The following is a 17,696-nucleotide window of genomic DNA, read 5'->3' as shown; positions in this document are numbered from 1 at the left end:
CGCCGTAATCTGTGGCAAAAAGCCTGAATCACCCCTCCCGGATCTGCCGGACCAGCCGCGACACCGCCGCCCGCAGCTCGGACGTGCCGCCCGCCAGCCGCTCGCCGACCACCCGCACGTCGCCGGCGGCGCGGCTGGTCTCGCCGGCGGCCTCGGCCATGCCGAGGGCGTCACCAGTGACGCCGCGGGTGGACGAGGCGGCCTGGGCGACGTTGCGGGCGATCTCGGCGGTGGCGGCGCCCTGCTCCTCGACCGAGGCGGCGATGCCGGCGGAGATCTGGTCGATCCGGGTCACCGTCAGGGCTATCCCGCCGATAGCGCCGGCCGCCGCCTCGCTGGCGGCGCGGATGCCGGCGACCTGGGCGGCGATGTCCTCGGTGGCGCGGGCGGTCTGGCCGGCCAGGTTCTTGACCTCGCCGGCGACCACCGCGAAGCCCTTGCCGGCCTCCCCCGCCCGGGCCGCCTCGATGGTGGCGTTGAGCGCCAGCAGGTTGGTCTGCTCGGCGATCTCCTGGATCAGCCGGACCACCTCGCCGATCCGCGAGGCCGCCTCCTGCAGGCCGCGCACCGTTTCGTCCGTCCGCTTCGCCTCCGCGTTGGCGTGCTTGGCGATCTCAGAGCTGGTCACCACCTGCCGGGCGATCTCGTGGATCGCGACGGTCAGCTCCTCCGCTGCGGCGGCGACGGTCTCGACATTGGCGGCGGCGTCCTCCGACGCGGTGCGGACGGCGCCGGCGCGCTCGCCGGTCTCCCGCGAGGCGCCGACCATCACGCCGGACACCTCGGCAAGCCGGGCGGAATCCGCTTCCAGCCGGGCCAGCACCTCGCGGACGCCGCCCTCCACCTCGTCGGCGAGGCGGCCCAGCCGGGCGCGCCGGTCCTGCTCGGCGTCGTGTTCGGCCCGCTGCCGCTCGGCGCGCAGCCGCTCGACCTCGTCGGCCTGGGCGCGCGACGCCGCCAGCGCGCGGGCGACGTCGCCGATATCGTCGCGCCGCTCGGCCGGCAGGTCGTCGGTCCCGGCCTGGAGCGCCCGCCGGATGCGCGACAGCGGGGCCAGCACCAGGCTCGACAGCACCACCAGGGTGGCCAGCGCGCCGACCAGGGCGACGCCCATGTCGGACAGGAACCGGCGCAGCACGTTGCCCTGGACGAAGGCGTCGCCGCCGTCGGTGGTCAGCCGGGCGACGGCGCCCAGCCTCCCGCCCAGGTCGGCGGGAGTGAGCACGATGTCGTACCGGGTCTCCTCCGCGTTCAGCAGGTCCCGCGCGGCCGTGCCGTAGGACAGCGCCGGGGTCTCGCCGGCCCGCGCGAGCTCGGTCCCGTCCGGCCGCACCAGGATCAGCCCGGTCACCCGGGTATTGCGGATCACCCGTTCCGCCGATGCCTTGGCCGCGGCCGCGTCCGCCGCGTCGGGCAGCAGCCGCTCCACCGCCCGGACGAAGCCGGTCCCCTCCTCCGCGATGGTGCCGAGGAACACCGAGCGCTGGCCGAAATAGAAGACCAGCAGCAGCAGGAGCTGCACCGCCACCAGGGCGGCCAGGACCCCGGCGGCCACCTTGCGGGCCAGCGGGCTTGAGAAGATGGCGGCGAAACTCATGCGCGGCGGCTCCGATCGGGCGGTGTGGAAATCAAGGAATCACAGGGTCGGCGGATAGTGCGGCGTCAGCGCCTTCTCGCGCCGCCAGGCCCGCCAGAACTCGCCGAGGCTCTGGCCCCGGTGCCCGCGGTCCCGGTTCGCCCTGCCGATGGCGAACAGCAGGCGGTACTGCTCCATCAGGTCGCGCCGCGCCTGCCGAAGCGTCTTGGAGCGGTCCCAGACATGGGTCATCTCCGCCCCGGCGCCGTTGACCTCCAGGATGGTGAAATCCTCGCCGGCCTGGAGCCGCGCGATATCCGCGAACCGCACGTCGAACCGGCCGAACCAGAATTCCGGGATGGCGCGGGCGATGGCGTCGAACCGTTCGGTCATGGCCGGGGTGACCAGATGCGTCCCGTCGCGGAAGATGCTGCCCCGGCTGTGGCTTCCGGCGAAGGCGAGCCGGACCGGCTCCCCCGCCTGGGGCATCCAGTCCAGCCGGGCGGCGTGGCGCGGCAGGTAGAGGTGCGGCACCCGCCCGGCCCGCGGGTCGGCCAGGATCAGCTCCCGCAGGGTCGAGCGTCCGTCGCCGTGGACATAGGGGAAGTATTTCAGCGTCAGCGACACGATCCGGCCGCCCTCTCCCCCCGGTTCGCGGACATAGAAGACGCCGGCCTCCGCCTCGTACGCCACGTGGCGCTGGAGGACCAGCCGCGCCCCGGCCGGGAACCCCTCCAGGTAGGCCGCCAGCTCCCCGGGATCGCGGACCAGCCGAACCCCCGCGCCCCGGCACCCCAGGTCCGGCTTGGCGACCACGGGGAAGCGAAGCCCCGCCGCGGTCATGGCCGCCTCCGCCGCCAGCGCCTCGCCGATCACATCGTCGGGATGACTTGGCCGGTCGACCGCGACGAAGGGGGCGACATGGTCGGGCGCCGCCGCGCAGGCGAGGTCCAGGATGGCCGACTTCGACTCGCCGACCAGGCCGCCGCCGGGGAAGGACGGGTTCGCCGCGGTCGGCAGCGTGACGCCCCGATAGCGCACCATCAGCCACAGGGCATAAAGCGCGATCGGCCAGTAGAATCGGCGCATCGACCAGAACTCGAAGGCGCTCAGCGGGTCCCCGTCGGTGTCCAGGGGCGGCATCCCGGCATGCGGCACCGGCCAGGTCCGATCGCTCGGTTCGGGAGCCGGCACGGGAAGGGCGGACGGCGGTTCGGCGAGCATGGTCATGGGGACACCCCGGGTTCGACGGGTTTGGCCGCGGACGGTCCGCGCAGCAGGCGCGGCAGCAGCAGGGCGAGGAGGACGAGGGGCACAAGCGCCAGGACGACGGCGGCCGTGGGTCCGATGCCGAAGGTGCGTTCCAGCAGCTCGCCCAGCGCCTGTCCCAGCGCGGTCGCCAGCCAGAACAGCCCCGCGGTCCAGACCGCGACCGCCGCGACGACCAGGGCGGCGAACCGGGGAAAGGAGACACCGAGCAGCCCGGCGGCGGTGTATGTCGCGAGCCGCAGGCCCGGCACCACGCGGGCGACCACGACGGCGACGCCCAGCCGCCCGTCGAGCGCGGCGCGCGCCCGATCGACCCGGTCATCCTCCAGCCGCCGGCGCAGCGCCGGCACCCGCAGCGCCAGCCGACCCGTGCCGTACAGGCCCAGGTCGCCGAGCGCGATGCCGCCGGCCACCGCCAGGAAGGCGGCGGGCCAGCCGATGGTGCCGTCGAGCGCCAGGGCCACGCCGGCCGCGATCGCCACGTCCTCCAGCAGGAAGGTGATCAGGACCAGCGCCGGCAGGATGACCCAGGGATCGGCCGACGCGGCGATCAGCGCCCCGAGGGTGGTCTCCAGGCTCGTCAGCATTCCATGCCCTCCGCCCGGGCGATCGCCGCCCGAACGGTCGGTGCGGCGTTCCACGGCAGGAAATGGTCGGCGCCGTCCAGGACCACGGTCTCGACCCGGCAGGCGCCGGTCAGGTGCGTCTCGGCATAGGCGACGTTGGAGAAGGGCACCAGATCGTCGTCGGTGCCGTGGACGATCAGCACCGGGCAGCGGACCAGGGCCAATTCGGGGCGCAGCGCCTCCAGCTCCGGCTTCAGGGCGAACAGCTCGGCGTTGGCGTTGCGGATCGGGCGCGGCAGGACGGCCCGCACGGGCGCCCAGGCGCCCACATGCTGCATGGGATGGATCCGCTCCAGGGCGGGATCGAGGGAGGCGGCCAGCAGGATCAAGGCCCGCACCCGCTCCGGATGGCGCGCCGCGGCCAGGGCCACGATCGGCCCGCCCAGGGAGTGGCCGAGCAGGATCGCCGGCCTGCCGTCGTCCGGCAGCAGCGCCGCGACGGCGTCGGCCTGCTCGTCCAGGCCGGTGACGGCGCCTTCCGGACCGCTGTCCCCGAAGCCCGGCCGGTCCAGCGCCACCACCTCGACCCCCGGCGGCGGATCGGCCAGGAAATCGGCCCAGCCGTCAGCGGCGCCCGGCGTGCCGTGGACCAGGATCAGCCGGGCCCCCGAGGGGTCGCCCGCCGTCAGATAGCTGACCGTCACCGGCGGCCCGCCCTCCGCAAGACCGTCGAGGGACAGGCTGCGGCGCAGGGGTTCCATGGCCGTCGCCGGCGTCGCCGGCCCGGGAACGCCGCACCCGGCCAGGCCGAAGGCGACGGCGATCAGGCCGGCGGCGCGGAACAGCGACCTGCATCTCATGCGCAGGCGCCCGTCCGGGCCAGCTTGTCGCCGGCGGCGCGCATCCGGGCATCCTGATGCAGGCGGGTGAACCAGGTCTGCTGCGCGGTGCTGCCGCCCAGCAGGTGAAGCCTCGGCAGCAGCGGCCCCAGGGTCGCGGCGGCTTCGGCGAACCGTCCGCCGGCGTGGGCCTCCAGGGCGCGGGCGGCGGGCAGCGCCACTTCCCCCCAGACCGGGCGGCAGGGTGCCGGCCCGGACCGGGCGAACGCCTCAATCCCCGCCAGCAGGCAAGCGACCGCCTCCCCCTCGCCCGCCCGAGCCAGGGCATAGAGGTAATGCAGGTCCAGGAAACCGTTCTGCCGGTCGCCGACCCGCGGGCGGACATGGTCCGCCACGTCGGACCACCGGCCGCCCACGTCGATGCCGCGCAGCTCCAGGCGCGACAGCAGGGACACGGCGTTGACCTGGTCCTGGACATAGGTCTTGCGCACGCCCCATACCCGGCCGTCGAACAGGGCCAGCGCCGCCGCCCCCTCGTCCATGTCCAGGCGGAACAGGGCGGTGTGCCACCAGTTGTGGGTATACATGAAGCTGGAGCAGCGCTCCCAGGTGGCCGACAGCGGCTCCAGGAACGCCAGCCCCGCGCTGGGATCGCCGCGCGCCTCCAGCACGTGGGCCACGGCGTGCTGAGCCCAGGGATCGTCCGGGTTCATCGCGACCGCGCGGCGGCCCGCGTCCTCGGCGGCGTCGAGCGCCCCGGCCTGCTCCATCGCGAAGGCCAGCAGACCCCAGGCGTAGCTGATCCGCCAGACATGCGGCAGGGCGGCCTCCGCCAGTTCCCGCATCCCCGCCCGGTCGCCCCGGTTGAGCTGGTGGATCTGGGCCAGCTTCAGGTTCAGCAGGTCGTGCGGCCAGTCCAGGGCGATCCGCCGGTGCAGGTGGAGCGCCCGGTCGGCGGCGCCCGAGCCCCAGGCGTCGAGGGCCGCCACCATCAGCCGCTCCCGCTCGGACGCGCCGCGAACCAGGGCGCGGGCGCGCGCCAGGAACGGCGCCGCCTTGGCCGTGCCCTCCGAGGTCTGGAGGAACAGGTACAGCGCCCCGGCATAGGCCTGGAGCAGGGCGCAGCCGGGATCGGCCTCGGCGGCGGCCAGCAGCAGGCCGGCGTCGCGGCCGTGGCTCAGGACTTCCCCGGTGAAGCGGTCGATCGCCTCGACCGTGGCGGGAAACTCCGTCGTCACGGCCAGCCCGTGGCGGTCGCGCCGGATCGGCATTCCGTCAGCTCCTTCCCAGGCGGGCGCCGGACCGCCCGAACGGCAGGAGCGCTGCCAAGTCGGCGCGGCGCAGCGCCAGGATGGCGGCGGACGCGATCCAGACGCCGCAGGCCAGGGCGAACAGCTCGCCGCCGTCCAGGCTGCCGTCGGTGTTCACCACCTGGACGCCCAGGGGCGTGAACAGGTGGAAGAAGATGGCGCCGCTGATGACGCCGAGGGCCAGCAGGGCTCCCGCCCCCTGGAGCAGCACCCGGCCGGTGACCAGCCCGGCGATCAGGAGCGCCGAGGCGACCAGCTCGGCCGAGCCGACCACGTACTGGCTGAACGGGCCGGTCGGGGCGAACAGCCCGGCGAAGCCGAACCCGGCGGCCCAGGCGTCCAGCGTGCCGAAGATATGCTGCGTCTCGGGACTGTCGGTGAACTTGAAGAACAGCGACTGCACGAAGACGAAGGCGATGTAGAGGGACAGGGCTCCGACGAGGAACCGGCGTCTGCGATCGGTCATCGACGGTCTCCCCTCACTTGCCCAGGACCGCGGGCCAGTTGCGGTCGGCGCTGGCGATGAAGCCCGGGATGTCCTTCTCCCACCGCTCCTGGACGTCCTGGTCGTAGTTCAGGTACAGCTTGCCGTCGACCACCTTCCACAGCTTCGGATCGCCCGACGCGGTCTTGTTCTGGGCGATCGCCCAGGCGCAGTACCCGCCGTACTGCGGCGCGTATTTCTCGGGCGAGGCGATGAAGAGGTCGCGATTGGCGGCGCTGGCGAAGCGCCATTCCGCGTCCATCCAGCGGGTCGAGAATTCCTTGCTGCCCTCGACCGGCTTCCCCTGGGTGAAATAGGCCACGGGGTCGTAACCGCCGACCGCGACGCTGCTGAAGAACCCTGTATAGATCGCCGGCTCCTTCGCCAGGGCGGGCGGTGAGAACGAGCCGACCGCCGCCAGGGCGGCCAAAGCGACGATCAGCGGGCGTACTGCGCTTCGAGACATCGTGAAACCCTGCCAAGTGGTGGGGACTTCCGGACCGCGTCCGTATCCACACCACAATGTTCTGATTCGGCGTCCTTTATAATTCACATCCGCTCACCAAAGGCGTGATGTTGTTCACAACATCGTGATTATTCTATTACCGCCGGCCGGAAAAGGCGGGAACCCTTGGTTTGTTTGAAATGAAACAAACCAGTCGGTCCTCTCCGCCGGCCCTGGCCCGCCTGGCGGAAAGCTGTATGATCGGTGGGAATGTCGCCGATGGCGCGCGACTCCGATCAACCGACGGGGAGTGATCCGTTCGTGACCGCGCATCAGACTCCGGACATCCCGGCCGGCCCGGGTCCCCTGGCGACCGGCATGGCCCCGGCCCGGCGCCGCTGGCTGGCCGCGCCGCCCGGTCCCCTGCGGAACGCGACCATCTTCGCCTGGCTCATCACGGTGCTGGCGGCCTTCATGGCGGTGGAGAGCATCGCGTTCCCGTGGCCGGGCGAAGAATATGCCGCCTTCAACCGGCTGGCCGCCTGGATCACCGGCGCCCTGCTGGCGCTCGCCGTCGGCTCGCTGCTGTGCGTGCGGGCGGGATGGATGCTGGCCGGGCGGATGGGGATGGTGCTTTACGGCTGCGGCGTCGTCGGGGTCATGACCGTGATGCTGGGGCCGGGGACGGGAATCGACGTGCTCGCCGCGATGTGCCTGTTCGCCGGCCCGGCGCTGCTGTTCGCCCGCACGGAGCGCCTGGCGCTGGCCGCCGCCTGCGCGCTGTGCGTCGGCGTCATCGTCTTCATGCAGGTCTGGATCCACCAGGGCCATCCGCCCTATGCCCCGGCCACCGCCGCCAACCTGGCGGAGGTCCGGACCGGCGTGGTGATCGTGGCCGCCTGCGTCGGCGTGCTGGTGGTCTATCTCTACTGGTCGGCGGAGATCGCCCGGGGTGCTGCGGCGCGCGAGGCGGCCCGGTCCGACGCGCTGCTGCTGAACGTGCTGCCGGCCAGCGTCGCCGACCGCCTGAAGGCCGGGGAGCGGCCGATCGCCGACCGGCTGGAGGCCGTGACGGTGCTGTTCGCCGACATCGCGGGATTCACCGCCTTCGCGTCCGACCGCAACGCAGCCGAGGTGGTGGAGGTGCTGGGCGGCCTGTTCTCCCGCTTCGACGCGCTGTGCGCGGCCCACGGGGTGGAGAAGCTGAAGACGATCGGTGATGGCTACATGGCGGTGGCCGGCGCCCCCGCCGGCCTGCCCGACCATGCCGGCGCCGCGGCCCGGGTGGCGCTGGGCATGATGGAGGCGATGGCGGAGACCCTGCGCGACCATCCCGGCCTGGGGCTGCGCGTCGGCCTGAACACCGGCCCCGTGGTCGCCGGCGTGATCGGCACGCACAAGTTCGCCTACGACGTCTGGGGCGACACGGTCAACCTGGCGAGCCGCCTGGAATCGCGGGCCTCCCCCGGCACCATCGCCGTCTCGTCCAGCACGCGCGACGCGCTGGGCGACCGCTTCCGGGTGGAGCCGCTGGGCACGGCGGAGCTGAAGGGCATCGGCGCGGTGCCGGTATGGCGGCTGGTCGGGAGTGCGGAGGGATGATGGGGACGTGTTCGCGCGGCCAGGGGCCGGAGTGTCGGGTCGGCGGAACCCTTGAGGTCGTGGCGCCTGCCGACATCCGCAAGTCGGTGGCCGTTCCGGTGGACGGCGAGACGGAAGAGGAAATGAAGCGCCGCGAGGAGGTGTTCCAAGCCGTTCTTGGCGCTACGAAATATTGAGTGGCCCGCCGTTCAAACCGCGCCGATGCGTCTGGTGCCGCTTCGGGCCTGCCTTGGACGGCGTTGGAGTGAAACAAGGAAAATTGGCCACAGATAACGGCGATACACTCAGATGATCCACGGCTGTCCGGCACGGTGATTGCTCGCTCAAACATAGGGTGCTTTCCTGGTAGAGCATTCTTCCTTTTATCGTCATGACCGGGCTTGACCCGGTCATCGCTTGCAGACTCCATCAGCGCCGCCGTGCGGGGAGATACCCGGATCAAGTCCGGGTATGACGAAAAGGGGGAGATTCTGCCTATCGTTCAGCCCTGTGAGCACCCAGCAATCACCGTGCCGGACAGCCGACAGATGATCCGGTTCATATCTTTGTCCATCGCCGTAATCTGTGGCAAGAACCTGGATTATGTTTGCGCCCCTCCCGCTATCCCGGCCGGCACCCGGCGGAAGCCTGACCCGATAAGGAGCATGACTCCGTCATGATCAAACGCCAGCGCCGGCCATCCTCACCGGGGACGATCCTCAAGGACCTGTTCCTGGATGAACGCGGCTATACGATCTCCGGACTGTCCAGAGACCTGGAAGTCTCCCGCAAGCACTTGAGCGAAATCATCAACGGTCATCGGCGAGTCACTCCGAACATAGCCGTGAGATTGGCTCACCGCCTCGACACCACGCCGAACCTTTGGCTCAACCTGCAGAATGCCGTCGATACCAGGGAGGCGGAACGGGAGTTCAGCGCCTCCCGGAAGGACATCGGAGAATCCCGCAGCGCGCCATAGCGTCGGCAGAGGCTTCGAGGATAAAAAGATCGGCCACAGATGCACGCAGAGAGCGCCGGGAGACCGGCAAGGAGTAGCGGGTGAAAGTCCTGTACGGTGAAGGAGTAGCGCCCCACACCGGCCCCGAGTCATGCGGCGGCGGTCGTGAGGCTGTCGGCGAAGCGTTGACAGGGGAGCGCATAGGCCAGCCATTGAGCCGCGTAAGAATCTCGATCCCGGATGCCGACAGGGTTCTGTGCCTGGAAGGCGATACGGCGGGGTGCGTCATGCGAGCACCCCGGCGGTCCGGCGTGGTCAGAGACCCTGGCATGTGCGGACGCTCCTTGCGCGGGAACCGGGAGATCTTCGGCGTGACCAGAGGCCGATGGCCGTCTGGTCCGCACCGGGAAGGCGAGGAGCCGTAGCCGGTGACGCACGCGCCGAAGAGGTCAGACCCATCCATAGTACCTGTGAAGTCGGCGAACGCGGACGCGGAGCCGGTGGAGGGAAGGGGTGGGGCCGAGGGGAATGCGTCTCCGCCGCACACGGGCCGGGCTCAGGACCGGGCACCCGTGCTCTCGGGGCTGGAGCGCATACGTCAAGCGGCACGGGAGCGAAAGGAGGAGCGGTTCACCACCCTTCTGACGCACGTGGATACCGACCTGCTGCGCTTTGCCTATCGGGCATTGAAGCGGGACGCGGCTCCGGGTGTGGACGGAATGACGTGGCGGGAGTACGCGGAGGGGCTGGAGGAACGGCTGGCGGACCTGAAGGACCGCGTGCATTCCGGCCGCTACCGGGCGCACCCGTCACGCCGGCATTTCATTCCCAAGCCGGACGGCCGGATGCGGCCGCTCGGGATCGCGGCACTGGAGGACAAGATCGTCCAGCGGGCGCTGGTGGAGGTGCTGAACGCCATCTACGAGGAAGACTTCCTCGGCTTCTCCTACGGCTTCCGGCCGGGACGGGGGCAGCACGACGCGCTCGACGCGTTGGCGGTGGCGATCGGCGAGTGCCGGGTGAACTGGATCCTGGATGCGGACATCCGGGCGTTCTTCGACAGCATCGACCACATGTGGATCATGCGGTTCCTGGAACACCGGATCGGCGATGCCCGCGTCCTGCGGCTGATCCGCAAGTGGCTGACGGTAGGCGTGGTGGACGAGACGGGGAAACGGCAGCCGGCGACGGCCGGCAGCCCGCAAGGGGCGGTGGCATCGCCACTGCTGGCCAACGTCTATCTCCACTATGTCTACGACCTGTGGACCCGGCAGTGGCGCCATCGCCACGCGACCGGGACCATGGTCATGGTGCGCTACGCCGACGACACCGTCGTCGGGTTCGAGCACCGGTCGGACGCCGAGCGGTTCCTCGCGGACCTGCGGGAGCGCCTGGCGCGGTTCGCCCTGGAACTGAACGCCGACAAGACCCGCCTGATCGAGTTCGGCCGGCAGGCAACTGCCGACCGGGCCAAGCGCGGCGCGGGCAAACCGGAGACCTTCGACTTCCTGGGCTTCACCCACATCTGTGGGCGGTCCCGGCGTGGCGGCTTCCTGCTGCGACGCCAGACCCGGCGCCAGCGCAAGCAGGCCAAGCTCAAGGAAATCAAGGAGGAACTCCGGCGGCGCTGGCACCAGGGCATCCCGGAGCAAGGCCGGTGGTTGGGACAGGTGATGCGCGGCTTCTACGCCTACTTCGCCGTCCCGACCAACTACCGGGCCCTTGCCAACCTGCGCTACCATGTCGGCGTCCTGTGGATGAGGGCGCTGCGTCGGCGCAGCCAGAAGGACAAGACACCGTGGGATAAACTCACGCGCCTTGCCGACTGCTGGCTACCACGGCCGCGCATCATCCATCCCTGGCCCGGAAACCGCTTCCGCGTCAAACACCCAAGGTGGGAGCCGGATGCCTTAATCGGGCACGTCCGGTTCTGTGCGGGGGGCGCCCGGTAACGGGCGTCCCTACCGCGATTGATCATTCATAAGTATCTGTGTCCATCTGCGTGCATCTGTGGCTAAGTAATGATCCCTGCCCTGGACGACGCTCGACCGGGAGGAAGAAATTTAGCCACAGATTACGGTGATATACTCAGATGATCCAGGCCGTATCTTTGTCCATCGCCGTTATCTGTGGCAATAACCTGGATTACACCTGCGCCCCTCCCGCTATCCCGGCCGGCGCCCGGCGGTCGATGGTGAAACGGGCGGTGTTGGGGTCGAAGCCTCGGCGGTCCATCTCGTCCACCGCTTCGCCCAGCATGTTGACGAGGTAGACCGCATCGTCGTCGGTCAGCGGCGCGCCGTCGGCGTCGAACACGCGCATATCCCCCGGCCCGGCGTCGAACCGGGCTTCGTACCTTCTTGATTGTGACATGATGCTTACCCCCGCGCCACCGGCCTGACGACTGAGGGAGCCCCCCGCCGCGACGAACGAGGTCGCCGCGGCGGGGGTAACAATGACCGGGGCGCGAGCACTCCGTTTTTGCTAATCAACTGGGCAGCCATAGATGTGATACCTTCAACAACTGGCATTCATGGTCAGGCCGGACCTAGGAGTTCCCGCTGTTCGGCTCGGCCGCCACGTCCGGATGGTGTGGCGCGCGAATTCTGATCCGAACTCGTGCGGATGTTAAACCATACGCAGGTTTCGGAACGGTTTGGCGCAATAATGCTCTCGTTCGGCCTCCATCGCTGCTATCATGCTCGCATCGGTTGATTTCAAGGCTTGGGCGCCGTCGCGGCCGGGCGGTTCCCGGCGGGGCGGGCGATGGAATACGATATCTTCTTCAGCTACGCCCACGCCGACCGCGACGCGGCGCTGCCGGTCATCACGGCGCTGAAGGCCCGGAACCTCCGCGTCTTCCATGACGAGACGGAGATCACGGACGGCGACTCCATCGTGCGGCGGATCGTCGAGGGGCTCGGCCGCGCGCGGATGCTGGTGGCTTGGTACTCGGCCACATACCCGACGCGCCGCGCCTGCCAGTGGGAGCTGACCTCCGCCCTGATCGCCGCCCGGCACGAGTTCCCCGACGACCGGACGGTCGAGCGCCGCATCCTGGCGCTGAACCCGGAGGCGGGCATCGGGCACCTCCATCCGGCCGACATCTTGGCGAAGAAATACGTCGATGCGCGCGGCATCCCGGCGGAGGAACTGGCCGCCCGGGCCGCCGCCCTGCTGGACGGGCTGACCGGCAGCTTCGGCGAGATCCGGACGCTCGGCGGCCCGCGCTGGTACGGCGGCAACCCGCGCGCCGGGTCCAGCCGGTTCGTCGGCCGCTTTCCCGACATGTGGCGGATCGACGAGCGCCTGTCGAAGAACCGGATCGCGCTGATCGCCGGTGAAAGCGTCGGGCTGGTCCAGGTGCAGGGCATGGGCGGCATCGGCAAGACCCTGCTGGCGGAGGAATACGCCCGGCGCTTCGGCGCGGCCTATCCCGGCGGCATCTTCTGGCTCAACGCCGCCCGGGGGCAGGACCTGGGCACGCAGCGGCAGGGCTTCGCCGGAAACCTCGGCATCGCGGTCGCCGGCCGGGGGCCGCACGAGGTCGAGGGCGCGCTGAAGGTCAAGCTTGCTGAACTGGACAGCTACCTGTGGATCGTGGACGACCTGCCGCCGGACGCCGGCACGGCCGACCTGAACGCCTGGAGCGCGCCGACCGCCAACGGCGCCACCCTGGTCACCACCCGCGGCACCGGGGCGGGCGGGGCCGGCTTCGTCCACCGGCTGGGGCTGCTGTCGGACACCGAAGCCCATGAGCTTCTGACCAAGCGAAGGCTTCCGGTCACCGACGCGGAAAAGGCAGCGGCAAGGGAAATCCTGGCGCTCCTCGGCAACCACGCCCTGGCGGTCGATGTGGCGGGCGCCGCCGTCGAGATGCTGGGCTACGCGGACTTCCGCGACCTGCTGCGCGACCCCACCGAAGACGCAACGGAGTTGGCGGCGGAAATGGCCGACAGCCTGCCAACCGGCCACGTCCGGCAGATCGCTGCCACCCTGCTGGCCAGCATCGACCGGCTTGACGCTGCCGGCCTGCGACTGCTGCACCTCGCTACCCTGATGGGCCCAGCGCCGATCCCCCTGTCCCTGATCGCAGGCGTCTTCGCCCGGCTGTCCGGCGGTGGTAAAGGCTGGGTCAGGGCCGGTTTTCGCTTGCTACATCTCGCTGCCCTGCTGGTTCGTGCACGGATCCGCATGTCTCTAGTAGATAATACCTTTGCTGGGATACCCAGCGGCGGTGACGGCTCGGTCGAGGCCGCCCGCGCCGTCAAGGCGGCCACTCGGGAAGCCCTGGCCGAACACATCCCGGGCGACGGGGAGGATATCGGCGACGCCGTGTCGGTCCACGTACTGGTCAGCCGCACCCTGCGCTTCCACAAGGGCGAGCCGCCGCCCGCACTCCGCGACGCCGCCGTGGCGGCGCTGACCGAGGCGATGGAGGAGGCCGACGACATCCGCAACCATGCCGCCCTGCTGCCCCTGGTCCCTCACGCCCGCGCCCTGATCGCCGACCTGCCGGACGCCCCGACAGCCACGCTCCTGGCGTGGCTTGGACGGTTCAATCATGAGCGGAGAGCTTACGCCGACGCGGAGGCGGACTACCGCCGAACCTCCGATGCCATGAAACGTCTGCTGGGCACCGAGCATTCCGACACCCTGAACAACATGAACAATCTGGCAGTAACGCTCCGGGCACAGGGCGACCACGGCGGCGCCCAAGCGCTCGAAGAGCAGGTGCTGGCGCTCCGCCGACGGGTGCAGGGTGCCGAGCATCCCGAAACCCTGACCAGCATGAGCAATCTAACCGAAACGCTCCGGGCACAGGGCGACCACGGCGGCGCCCGGGCGCTCCAGGAGCAGGTGCTGACGCTCAGCCGCCGAGTGCTGGGCGACGAGCATCCCGACACCCTGATGAGCATGAACAATCTCGCCGCAACGCTTGGGGAACAGGGCGACTACGGCGGCGCCCGGGCGCTCGAAGAGCAGGTGCTGACGCTTCGCCGCCGGGTGCTAGGCTACGAGCATCCCGACACCCTGGACAGTATGAACAATCTGGCCGAAACGCTCCGGGTACAGGGCGACCACGACCGCGCCCGGGCGCTCCACGAGCAGGTGCTGGCGCTCCGCCGGGTGCTGGGCGCCGAGCATCCCAAAACCCTGACCAGCATGAACAATCTGGCCGCAACGCTCCTGCATCTCGGTGATGCCCAGAGAGCGCGGGCGCTGGTGGCCGAGGCGTTGCCGGTCGCGCTGCGGAGATACGGGCGCGCGCCGGAGTTTTCGCAAGCCTTGATCGCCTGGGCTGAGTATCTCGGCGTGCCCAAGCCGTAGTCTGCCGCCCTGCGCGGATCTTCGACGGGAGCCGCCGAACTCGCGTTCCGCAGGATCGCCCCAGCCGATATACTGGGGTCGGCTACCGATTTTTCAACCGTAGGTCGGGTAAAGCGAAGCGGCACCCGACAAAGCCGGAGCGTCGCTGTCGGCTGCCGCTTCGCTTTAGCCGACCTACGAGATGCCATGCCGCTACTCGGCCAGTCCGTACCAGCTGAGCGCCAATCGCCCGACGGCCCGGCTCGCACCTTTCTGCCGGAGCTCGCCCCAGGAAAGCATTCCTTCACCAGTTCCCGCTATGATTTGGGGGCGCCTCGCGCCGGATCTTTGCATCGTGAATATGAACCCCAACGCGGGCGGGACCGCGCCGGAGGCGCCCAAGGCTGGGTAACGTCCAACGGAGTGGTGGAAATTGGCCCTTGAAGGGTTGAGGCGGCCCGGGTGGAGCTCGCAGAGCGGAGCCCGGGCCGCCTCAACCCTCCGCCGCTGGGGCCGCAACGACGTGGAGGTGGTCATCACGCTCTTCAGGTAAGGTCGAGTTGCGACACGAGACCAGACCCCGAGAGAGGCATGATGACCAAGGATACGATGACACTTCTGCTCGACCAGATCCAGGCCAGTACCGATGGCGACTTCCTGCGCGCCATCGCCGCTCACACGCTCCAGCGACTGATGGAGTTCGAGGTCGACGGCCTGATCGGCGCCGGGCGCCATGAGCGGTCCGACGAGCGCACCACATACCGCAACGGACATCGGGATCGTCAGCTGGAAACCCGGCTCGGCACGCTCGACCTGAAGATCCCGAAGCTGCGCCAGGGCACCTACTTTCCGGCCTTCCTGGAGCCCCGCAAGACCGCCGAGAAGGCGCTGACGGCCGTGATCCAGGAAGCGTGGATCCAGGGCGTGTCCACCCGCAAGGTCGATGACCTGGTCCAGGCGCTGGGCATGACCGGCATCTCCAAGTCGCAGGTCTCGGCCCTGTGCCAGGACATCGACACCCGCGTGCTGTCCTTCCTCGAGCGGCCGCTGGACGGCGAGTGGCCCTACCTCTGGCTCGATGCGACCTACATCAAGGTCCGCCAGAATGGCCGCATCGTGTCGATCGCGGCGATAATCGCCACCGGTGTCAACCAGGACGGCCGCCGCGAGATCCTCGGGCTCGGCCTGGGCCAGTCGGAAGCCGCCACCTTCTGGATCGAGTTTCTGCGGGGGCTGGTCCGTCGCGGTCTGAAGGGCGTGAAGCTGGTGATCTCCGACGCCCACGAAGGTCTCAAGGCGGCTATCACCCAGGTCCTGAGCGCCACTTGGCAGAGGTGCCGGGTTCATTTCATGAGATCGCTCTTGGCCCATGTGCCGAAAAGCCAGCAGTCGGTCGTCTCGGCCGCTGTCCGGCAGGTCTTCGTCCAGCCCGATCGCGAGACTGCCGGACAAGCCTGGCGCCACGTCGCCGATCAGCTCCGCCCACGCTTTCCCAAGGTCGCCGCCCTGCTTGACGATGCCGAACACGACGTGCTCGCCTACATGGACTATCCTGAACCCCATCGTAGCAAATTGCACTCGACCAATCCGATCGAACGCCTGAACAAGGAAGTAAAGCGCCGGACCAATGTCGTCGGGATCTTCCCGAACGAGGCCAGTGTTCGCAGGCTTGTTGGTGCTGTACTTCTCGAGCAAAACGACGAGTGGCAACTACAACATCGTTACCTGACGCTTGAGACCATGACCGGCATGGTCGCCAGTGATGAAGCAGCCCTCGCCGCGCTGACCAAGACCTGACCTACGGTGCTGATGGCCTCCTCCCAATTTACACCAGCTTGACGGACGCAATCCAAGGCTGGTCCGGCGAAGCGGAAGCACGTGCCCCACCATGTCACTTGATGACCTCGACTTTGGCCATCCTAAATGGGACTACGAGCGGCTTCGGATTGGTTTTGATAGGTCAGGGGGCATAAGCGGCGGCCTGGACGAGCCTGACGTAGACGGTGCGAGGAATTTGGACGGTTTCGCCGGGATCCAGGGCTGTGACGAAATTCAGGTCGGTCCACAGGGCGATGCGTACGGCAGCCAGGGCGTCGGCGAAGGTCGGGGCGGTCTTGGGGTACCAGGCCGCCCGGCGCGGGGTCAGGTCGAGTTGGCCGGCGAAGGCCTGGACATGGAGCGCGACCAGCGAGTACAGGCCGAACAGCACCGGGGTGGTGCGGAACACCGCCTTGTCGGCGTGCTGGCGCTGGGTCTCGACGCCGAGGTGGGCGCGCGCCTCTTCATAGGTGAGTTCCATCAGCCAGCGCCTGGAGAACCAGCCGAGGATGACCAGCGGGTCGGCCGTCAAGTCGGTGCACGCCAACGCGTCGGGGTCGCGCTTGGACCCGGGATAGCGCACCAGGATCCAGCGGACCGCGACCGGCGGCTCCCCCGGGTGGTGCCACAGCGCGGTGCCGGAGATGAACTCCGCCTCCCGCGCGTGGCGACGCCCGGTGCGGACCAGCAGGGCGAAGCGCTGCCAGGGCTCGCCCGCGTCGTGCCGCCGCTTGGCCAGCTTGGTTTGGGCCTTGCCCTTGGTGGCGGGCCGACCGCCCCGGCCGGGCGGGCGCGGGGCCGGGAAGTCGAACAGCCGGGCGTCCAGGCGGAGCCGGGTCACCACGGTCATTGCGCGGCCCAACTCGCGCAGCAGGCCGACCGAGGCGAACTCGCCGTCCATCACCGCGACCATGGCGCGCCCCGGCAGCCAGCGCCGCACCAGGCGCAGCAGGCTGAGCGCCCACGCCGTGACCGGCCGGTATCGCCGGCCCTCGGCCTGGCAGAAGGCTTGGCTCGGCGCCAGCGCGCTGAGCATCGGCAGCGCCCAGACCTTGCGGGCGAACGGCACCTCGGCCAGCAGCATGGCCGAGACCCAGCGCAGGCCGCGGCTGGTGACCTTGCGCCCGCGCGAGGAGCGCACCGGGTCGTAGTAGTGTGCCGCCGGCCGGACCCGGGGACCGCGCCGGCGCTCCAGGGTGTGGTCGAGCCCGACCACCACCGGGCCGAGCGGGGCGAACACGCGCACCAGCGCCCGGGTGAGCCGCCGGGCCAGCGCCAGCCCGGACCACACGTCGCGGCTGAGCACCCGGTGGAAGGTGGCGAAATCGGCCCGTCCGGCCAGGCCGAGCGCGCGTAGCGCGCCGGCCACGGTGCGCGGGCCAAGCGCCAGCAGGGCGCCGACCGCCAGCGCGGCGGCCTGGGGCCGGCAGGTCGGCGAGAACACAGCGAGCGCCGGGGCGAGCCAGCGGCAGAACGCCTCGGGCAGCGGCGGGTCAGGGCGGTCCATGGTCCCCTCCGGGCGGTTGGAGTGTTGGACCCA

General features: G+C 69.9%; 15 protein-coding genes. 6 read left to right on the top strand and 9 right to left on the bottom strand.

All coding sequences use genetic code 11. The features are described 5' to 3' along the window. Nucleotides 1-28: 28 nt before the first annotated feature. Genes JL100_RS36985 through JL100_RS02280 form a run of 7 tightly spaced genes read right to left on the bottom strand, consistent with a single transcriptional unit; the run spans nucleotide 29 to nucleotide 6,510 of the window. A complete protein-coding gene (locus tag JL100_RS36985; protein ID WP_202683770.1) occupies nucleotides 29-1,597 on the bottom strand; it encodes a methyl-accepting chemotaxis protein in 1,569 nt (522 codons plus the stop codon). A gap of 39 nt (nucleotides 1,598-1,636) precedes the next feature. After that, nucleotides 1,637-2,806, bottom strand: a complete 1,170-nt coding sequence (locus JL100_RS02305) for a D-alanine--D-alanine ligase (RefSeq protein WP_202683771.1) — start codon at nucleotides 2,804-2,806, stop codon at nucleotides 1,637-1,639. Further along, on the bottom strand, nucleotides 2,803-3,432 hold the full coding sequence (locus JL100_RS02300) for a DedA family protein (protein WP_202683772.1): 630 nt from the start codon (nucleotides 3,430-3,432) through the stop codon (nucleotides 2,803-2,805). The genes JL100_RS02305 and JL100_RS02300 overlap by 4 nt, the downstream gene beginning before the upstream one ends. After that, nucleotides 3,426-4,271, bottom strand: a complete 846-nt coding sequence (locus JL100_RS02295; RefSeq protein ID WP_202683773.1) for an alpha/beta fold hydrolase — start codon at nucleotides 4,269-4,271, stop codon at nucleotides 3,426-3,428. The genes JL100_RS02300 and JL100_RS02295 overlap by 7 nt, the downstream gene beginning before the upstream one ends. Beyond that, nucleotides 4,268-5,521: a tetratricopeptide repeat protein gene (locus JL100_RS02290; RefSeq protein WP_202683774.1), complete on the bottom strand. Its 1,254-nt coding sequence runs from the start codon at nucleotides 5,519-5,521 to the stop codon at nucleotides 4,268-4,270. The genes JL100_RS02295 and JL100_RS02290 overlap by 4 nt, the downstream gene beginning before the upstream one ends. 4 nt (nucleotides 5,522-5,525) lie before the next feature. Further along, complete coding sequence (locus tag JL100_RS02285; RefSeq protein WP_202683775.1) at nucleotides 5,526-6,026, bottom strand: hypothetical protein; 501 nt, start codon at nucleotides 6,024-6,026, stop codon at nucleotides 5,526-5,528. A gap of 13 nt (nucleotides 6,027-6,039) precedes the next feature. Next, complete coding sequence (locus JL100_RS02280; protein WP_202683776.1) at nucleotides 6,040-6,510, bottom strand: YHS domain-containing (seleno)protein; 471 nt, start codon at nucleotides 6,508-6,510, stop codon at nucleotides 6,040-6,042. Between the two features lie 300 nt (nucleotides 6,511-6,810). Here JL100_RS02280 and JL100_RS02275 point away from each other — a divergent pair, with 300 nt between their 5' ends. The 4 genes from JL100_RS02275 to ltrA all read left to right on the top strand — a co-directional run bounded on the left by JL100_RS02275 (nucleotide 6,811) and on the right by ltrA (nucleotide 10,980). Beyond that, nucleotides 6,811-8,091, top strand: coding sequence for an adenylate/guanylate cyclase domain-containing protein (locus JL100_RS02275; protein WP_202683777.1), 1,281 nt, complete (start codon nucleotides 6,811-6,813; stop codon nucleotides 8,089-8,091). Then, the gene (locus tag JL100_RS02270) at nucleotides 8,088-8,267 is read left to right on the top strand and encodes a hypothetical protein (protein WP_202683778.1); all 180 of its coding nucleotides are present in this window, start codon (nucleotides 8,088-8,090) and stop codon (nucleotides 8,265-8,267) included. The genes JL100_RS02275 and JL100_RS02270 overlap by 4 nt, the downstream gene beginning before the upstream one ends. Before the next feature lie 479 nt (nucleotides 8,268-8,746). Then, entirely contained in the window at nucleotides 8,747-9,049 is a 303-nt protein-coding gene (locus JL100_RS02265) for a HigA family addiction module antitoxin (protein WP_202683779.1), read from the top strand. A gap of 551 nt (nucleotides 9,050-9,600) precedes the next feature. Beyond that, on the top strand, nucleotides 9,601-10,980 hold the full coding sequence (ltrA, locus tag JL100_RS02260) for a group II intron reverse transcriptase/maturase (protein WP_407696907.1): 1,380 nt from the start codon (nucleotides 9,601-9,603) through the stop codon (nucleotides 10,978-10,980). Nucleotides 10,981-11,173: 193 nt separating this feature from the next. Here ltrA and JL100_RS02255 read toward each other — a convergent pair whose 3' ends face one another. Next, nucleotides 11,174-11,401, bottom strand: coding sequence for a hypothetical protein (locus JL100_RS02255; protein ID WP_202685774.1), 228 nt, complete (start codon nucleotides 11,399-11,401; stop codon nucleotides 11,174-11,176). Between the two features lie 393 nt (nucleotides 11,402-11,794). On the opposite strand from JL100_RS02255, the gene JL100_RS02250 reads away from it, so the two are divergent. Together JL100_RS02250 and JL100_RS02245 are read left to right on the top strand one after the other, a co-directional pair. Beyond that, nucleotides 11,795-14,359: a tetratricopeptide repeat protein gene (locus tag JL100_RS02250; RefSeq protein WP_202685773.1), complete on the top strand. Its 2,565-nt coding sequence runs from the start codon at nucleotides 11,795-11,797 to the stop codon at nucleotides 14,357-14,359. 573 nt (nucleotides 14,360-14,932) lie between these two features. Then, nucleotides 14,933-16,135: an IS256 family transposase gene (locus JL100_RS02245; protein ID WP_202685841.1), complete on the top strand. Its 1,203-nt coding sequence runs from the start codon at nucleotides 14,933-14,935 to the stop codon at nucleotides 16,133-16,135. A gap of 163 nt (nucleotides 16,136-16,298) precedes the next feature. Here JL100_RS02245 and JL100_RS02240 read toward each other — a convergent pair whose 3' ends face one another. Next, nucleotides 16,299-17,663: an IS701 family transposase gene (locus JL100_RS02240; protein WP_228420846.1), complete on the bottom strand. Its 1,365-nt coding sequence runs from the start codon at nucleotides 17,661-17,663 to the stop codon at nucleotides 16,299-16,301. Between the last annotated feature and the right edge of the window lie 33 nt (nucleotides 17,664-17,696).

The organism is Skermanella mucosa (genome assembly GCF_016765655.2).
In the GTDB taxonomy this organism is placed as follows: Bacteria; Pseudomonadota; Alphaproteobacteria; order Azospirillales; family Azospirillaceae; genus Skermanella; species Skermanella mucosa.
Note: the sequence above shows the minus strand (reverse complement) of the source record. Positions and strands in the feature narration are given on the sequence as shown.

Excerpts from the sequence above, each read along its gene's own strand:
- JL100_RS36985 (WP_202683770.1), bottom strand. The coding sequence starts at position 1,597 with ATGAGTTTCGCCGCCATCTTCTCAAGCCCGCTGGCCCGCAAGGTGGCC.
- JL100_RS02305 (WP_202683771.1), bottom strand. The coding sequence starts at position 2,806 with ATGACCATGCTCGCCGAACCGCCGTCCGCCCTTCCCGTGCCGGCTCCC.
- JL100_RS02300 (WP_202683772.1), bottom strand. The coding sequence starts at position 3,432 with ATGCTGACGAGCCTGGAGACCACCCTCGGGGCGCTGATCGCCGCGTCG.
- JL100_RS02295 (WP_202683773.1), bottom strand. The coding sequence starts at position 4,271 with ATGAGATGCAGGTCGCTGTTCCGCGCCGCCGGCCTGATCGCCGTCGCC.
- JL100_RS02290 (WP_202683774.1), bottom strand. The coding sequence starts at position 5,521 with ATGCCGATCCGGCGCGACCGCCACGGGCTGGCCGTGACGACGGAGTTT.
- JL100_RS02285 (WP_202683775.1), bottom strand. The coding sequence starts at position 6,026 with ATGACCGATCGCAGACGCCGGTTCCTCGTCGGAGCCCTGTCCCTCTAC.
- JL100_RS02280 (WP_202683776.1), bottom strand. The coding sequence starts at position 6,510 with ATGTCTCGAAGCGCAGTACGCCCGCTGATCGTCGCTTTGGCCGCCCTG.
- JL100_RS02270 (WP_202683778.1), top strand. The coding sequence starts at position 8,088 with ATGATGGGGACGTGTTCGCGCGGCCAGGGGCCGGAGTGTCGGGTCGGC.
- JL100_RS02265 (WP_202683779.1), top strand. The coding sequence starts at position 8,747 with ATGATCAAACGCCAGCGCCGGCCATCCTCACCGGGGACGATCCTCAAG.
- JL100_RS02255 (WP_202685774.1), bottom strand. The coding sequence starts at position 11,401 with ATGTCACAATCAAGAAGGTACGAAGCCCGGTTCGACGCCGGGCCGGGG.
- JL100_RS02250 (WP_202685773.1), top strand. The coding sequence starts at position 11,795 with ATGGAATACGATATCTTCTTCAGCTACGCCCACGCCGACCGCGACGCG.
- JL100_RS02245 (WP_202685841.1), top strand. The coding sequence starts at position 14,933 with ATGACCAAGGATACGATGACACTTCTGCTCGACCAGATCCAGGCCAGT.
- JL100_RS02240 (WP_228420846.1), bottom strand. The coding sequence starts at position 17,663 with ATGGACCGCCCTGACCCGCCGCTGCCCGAGGCGTTCTGCCGCTGGCTC.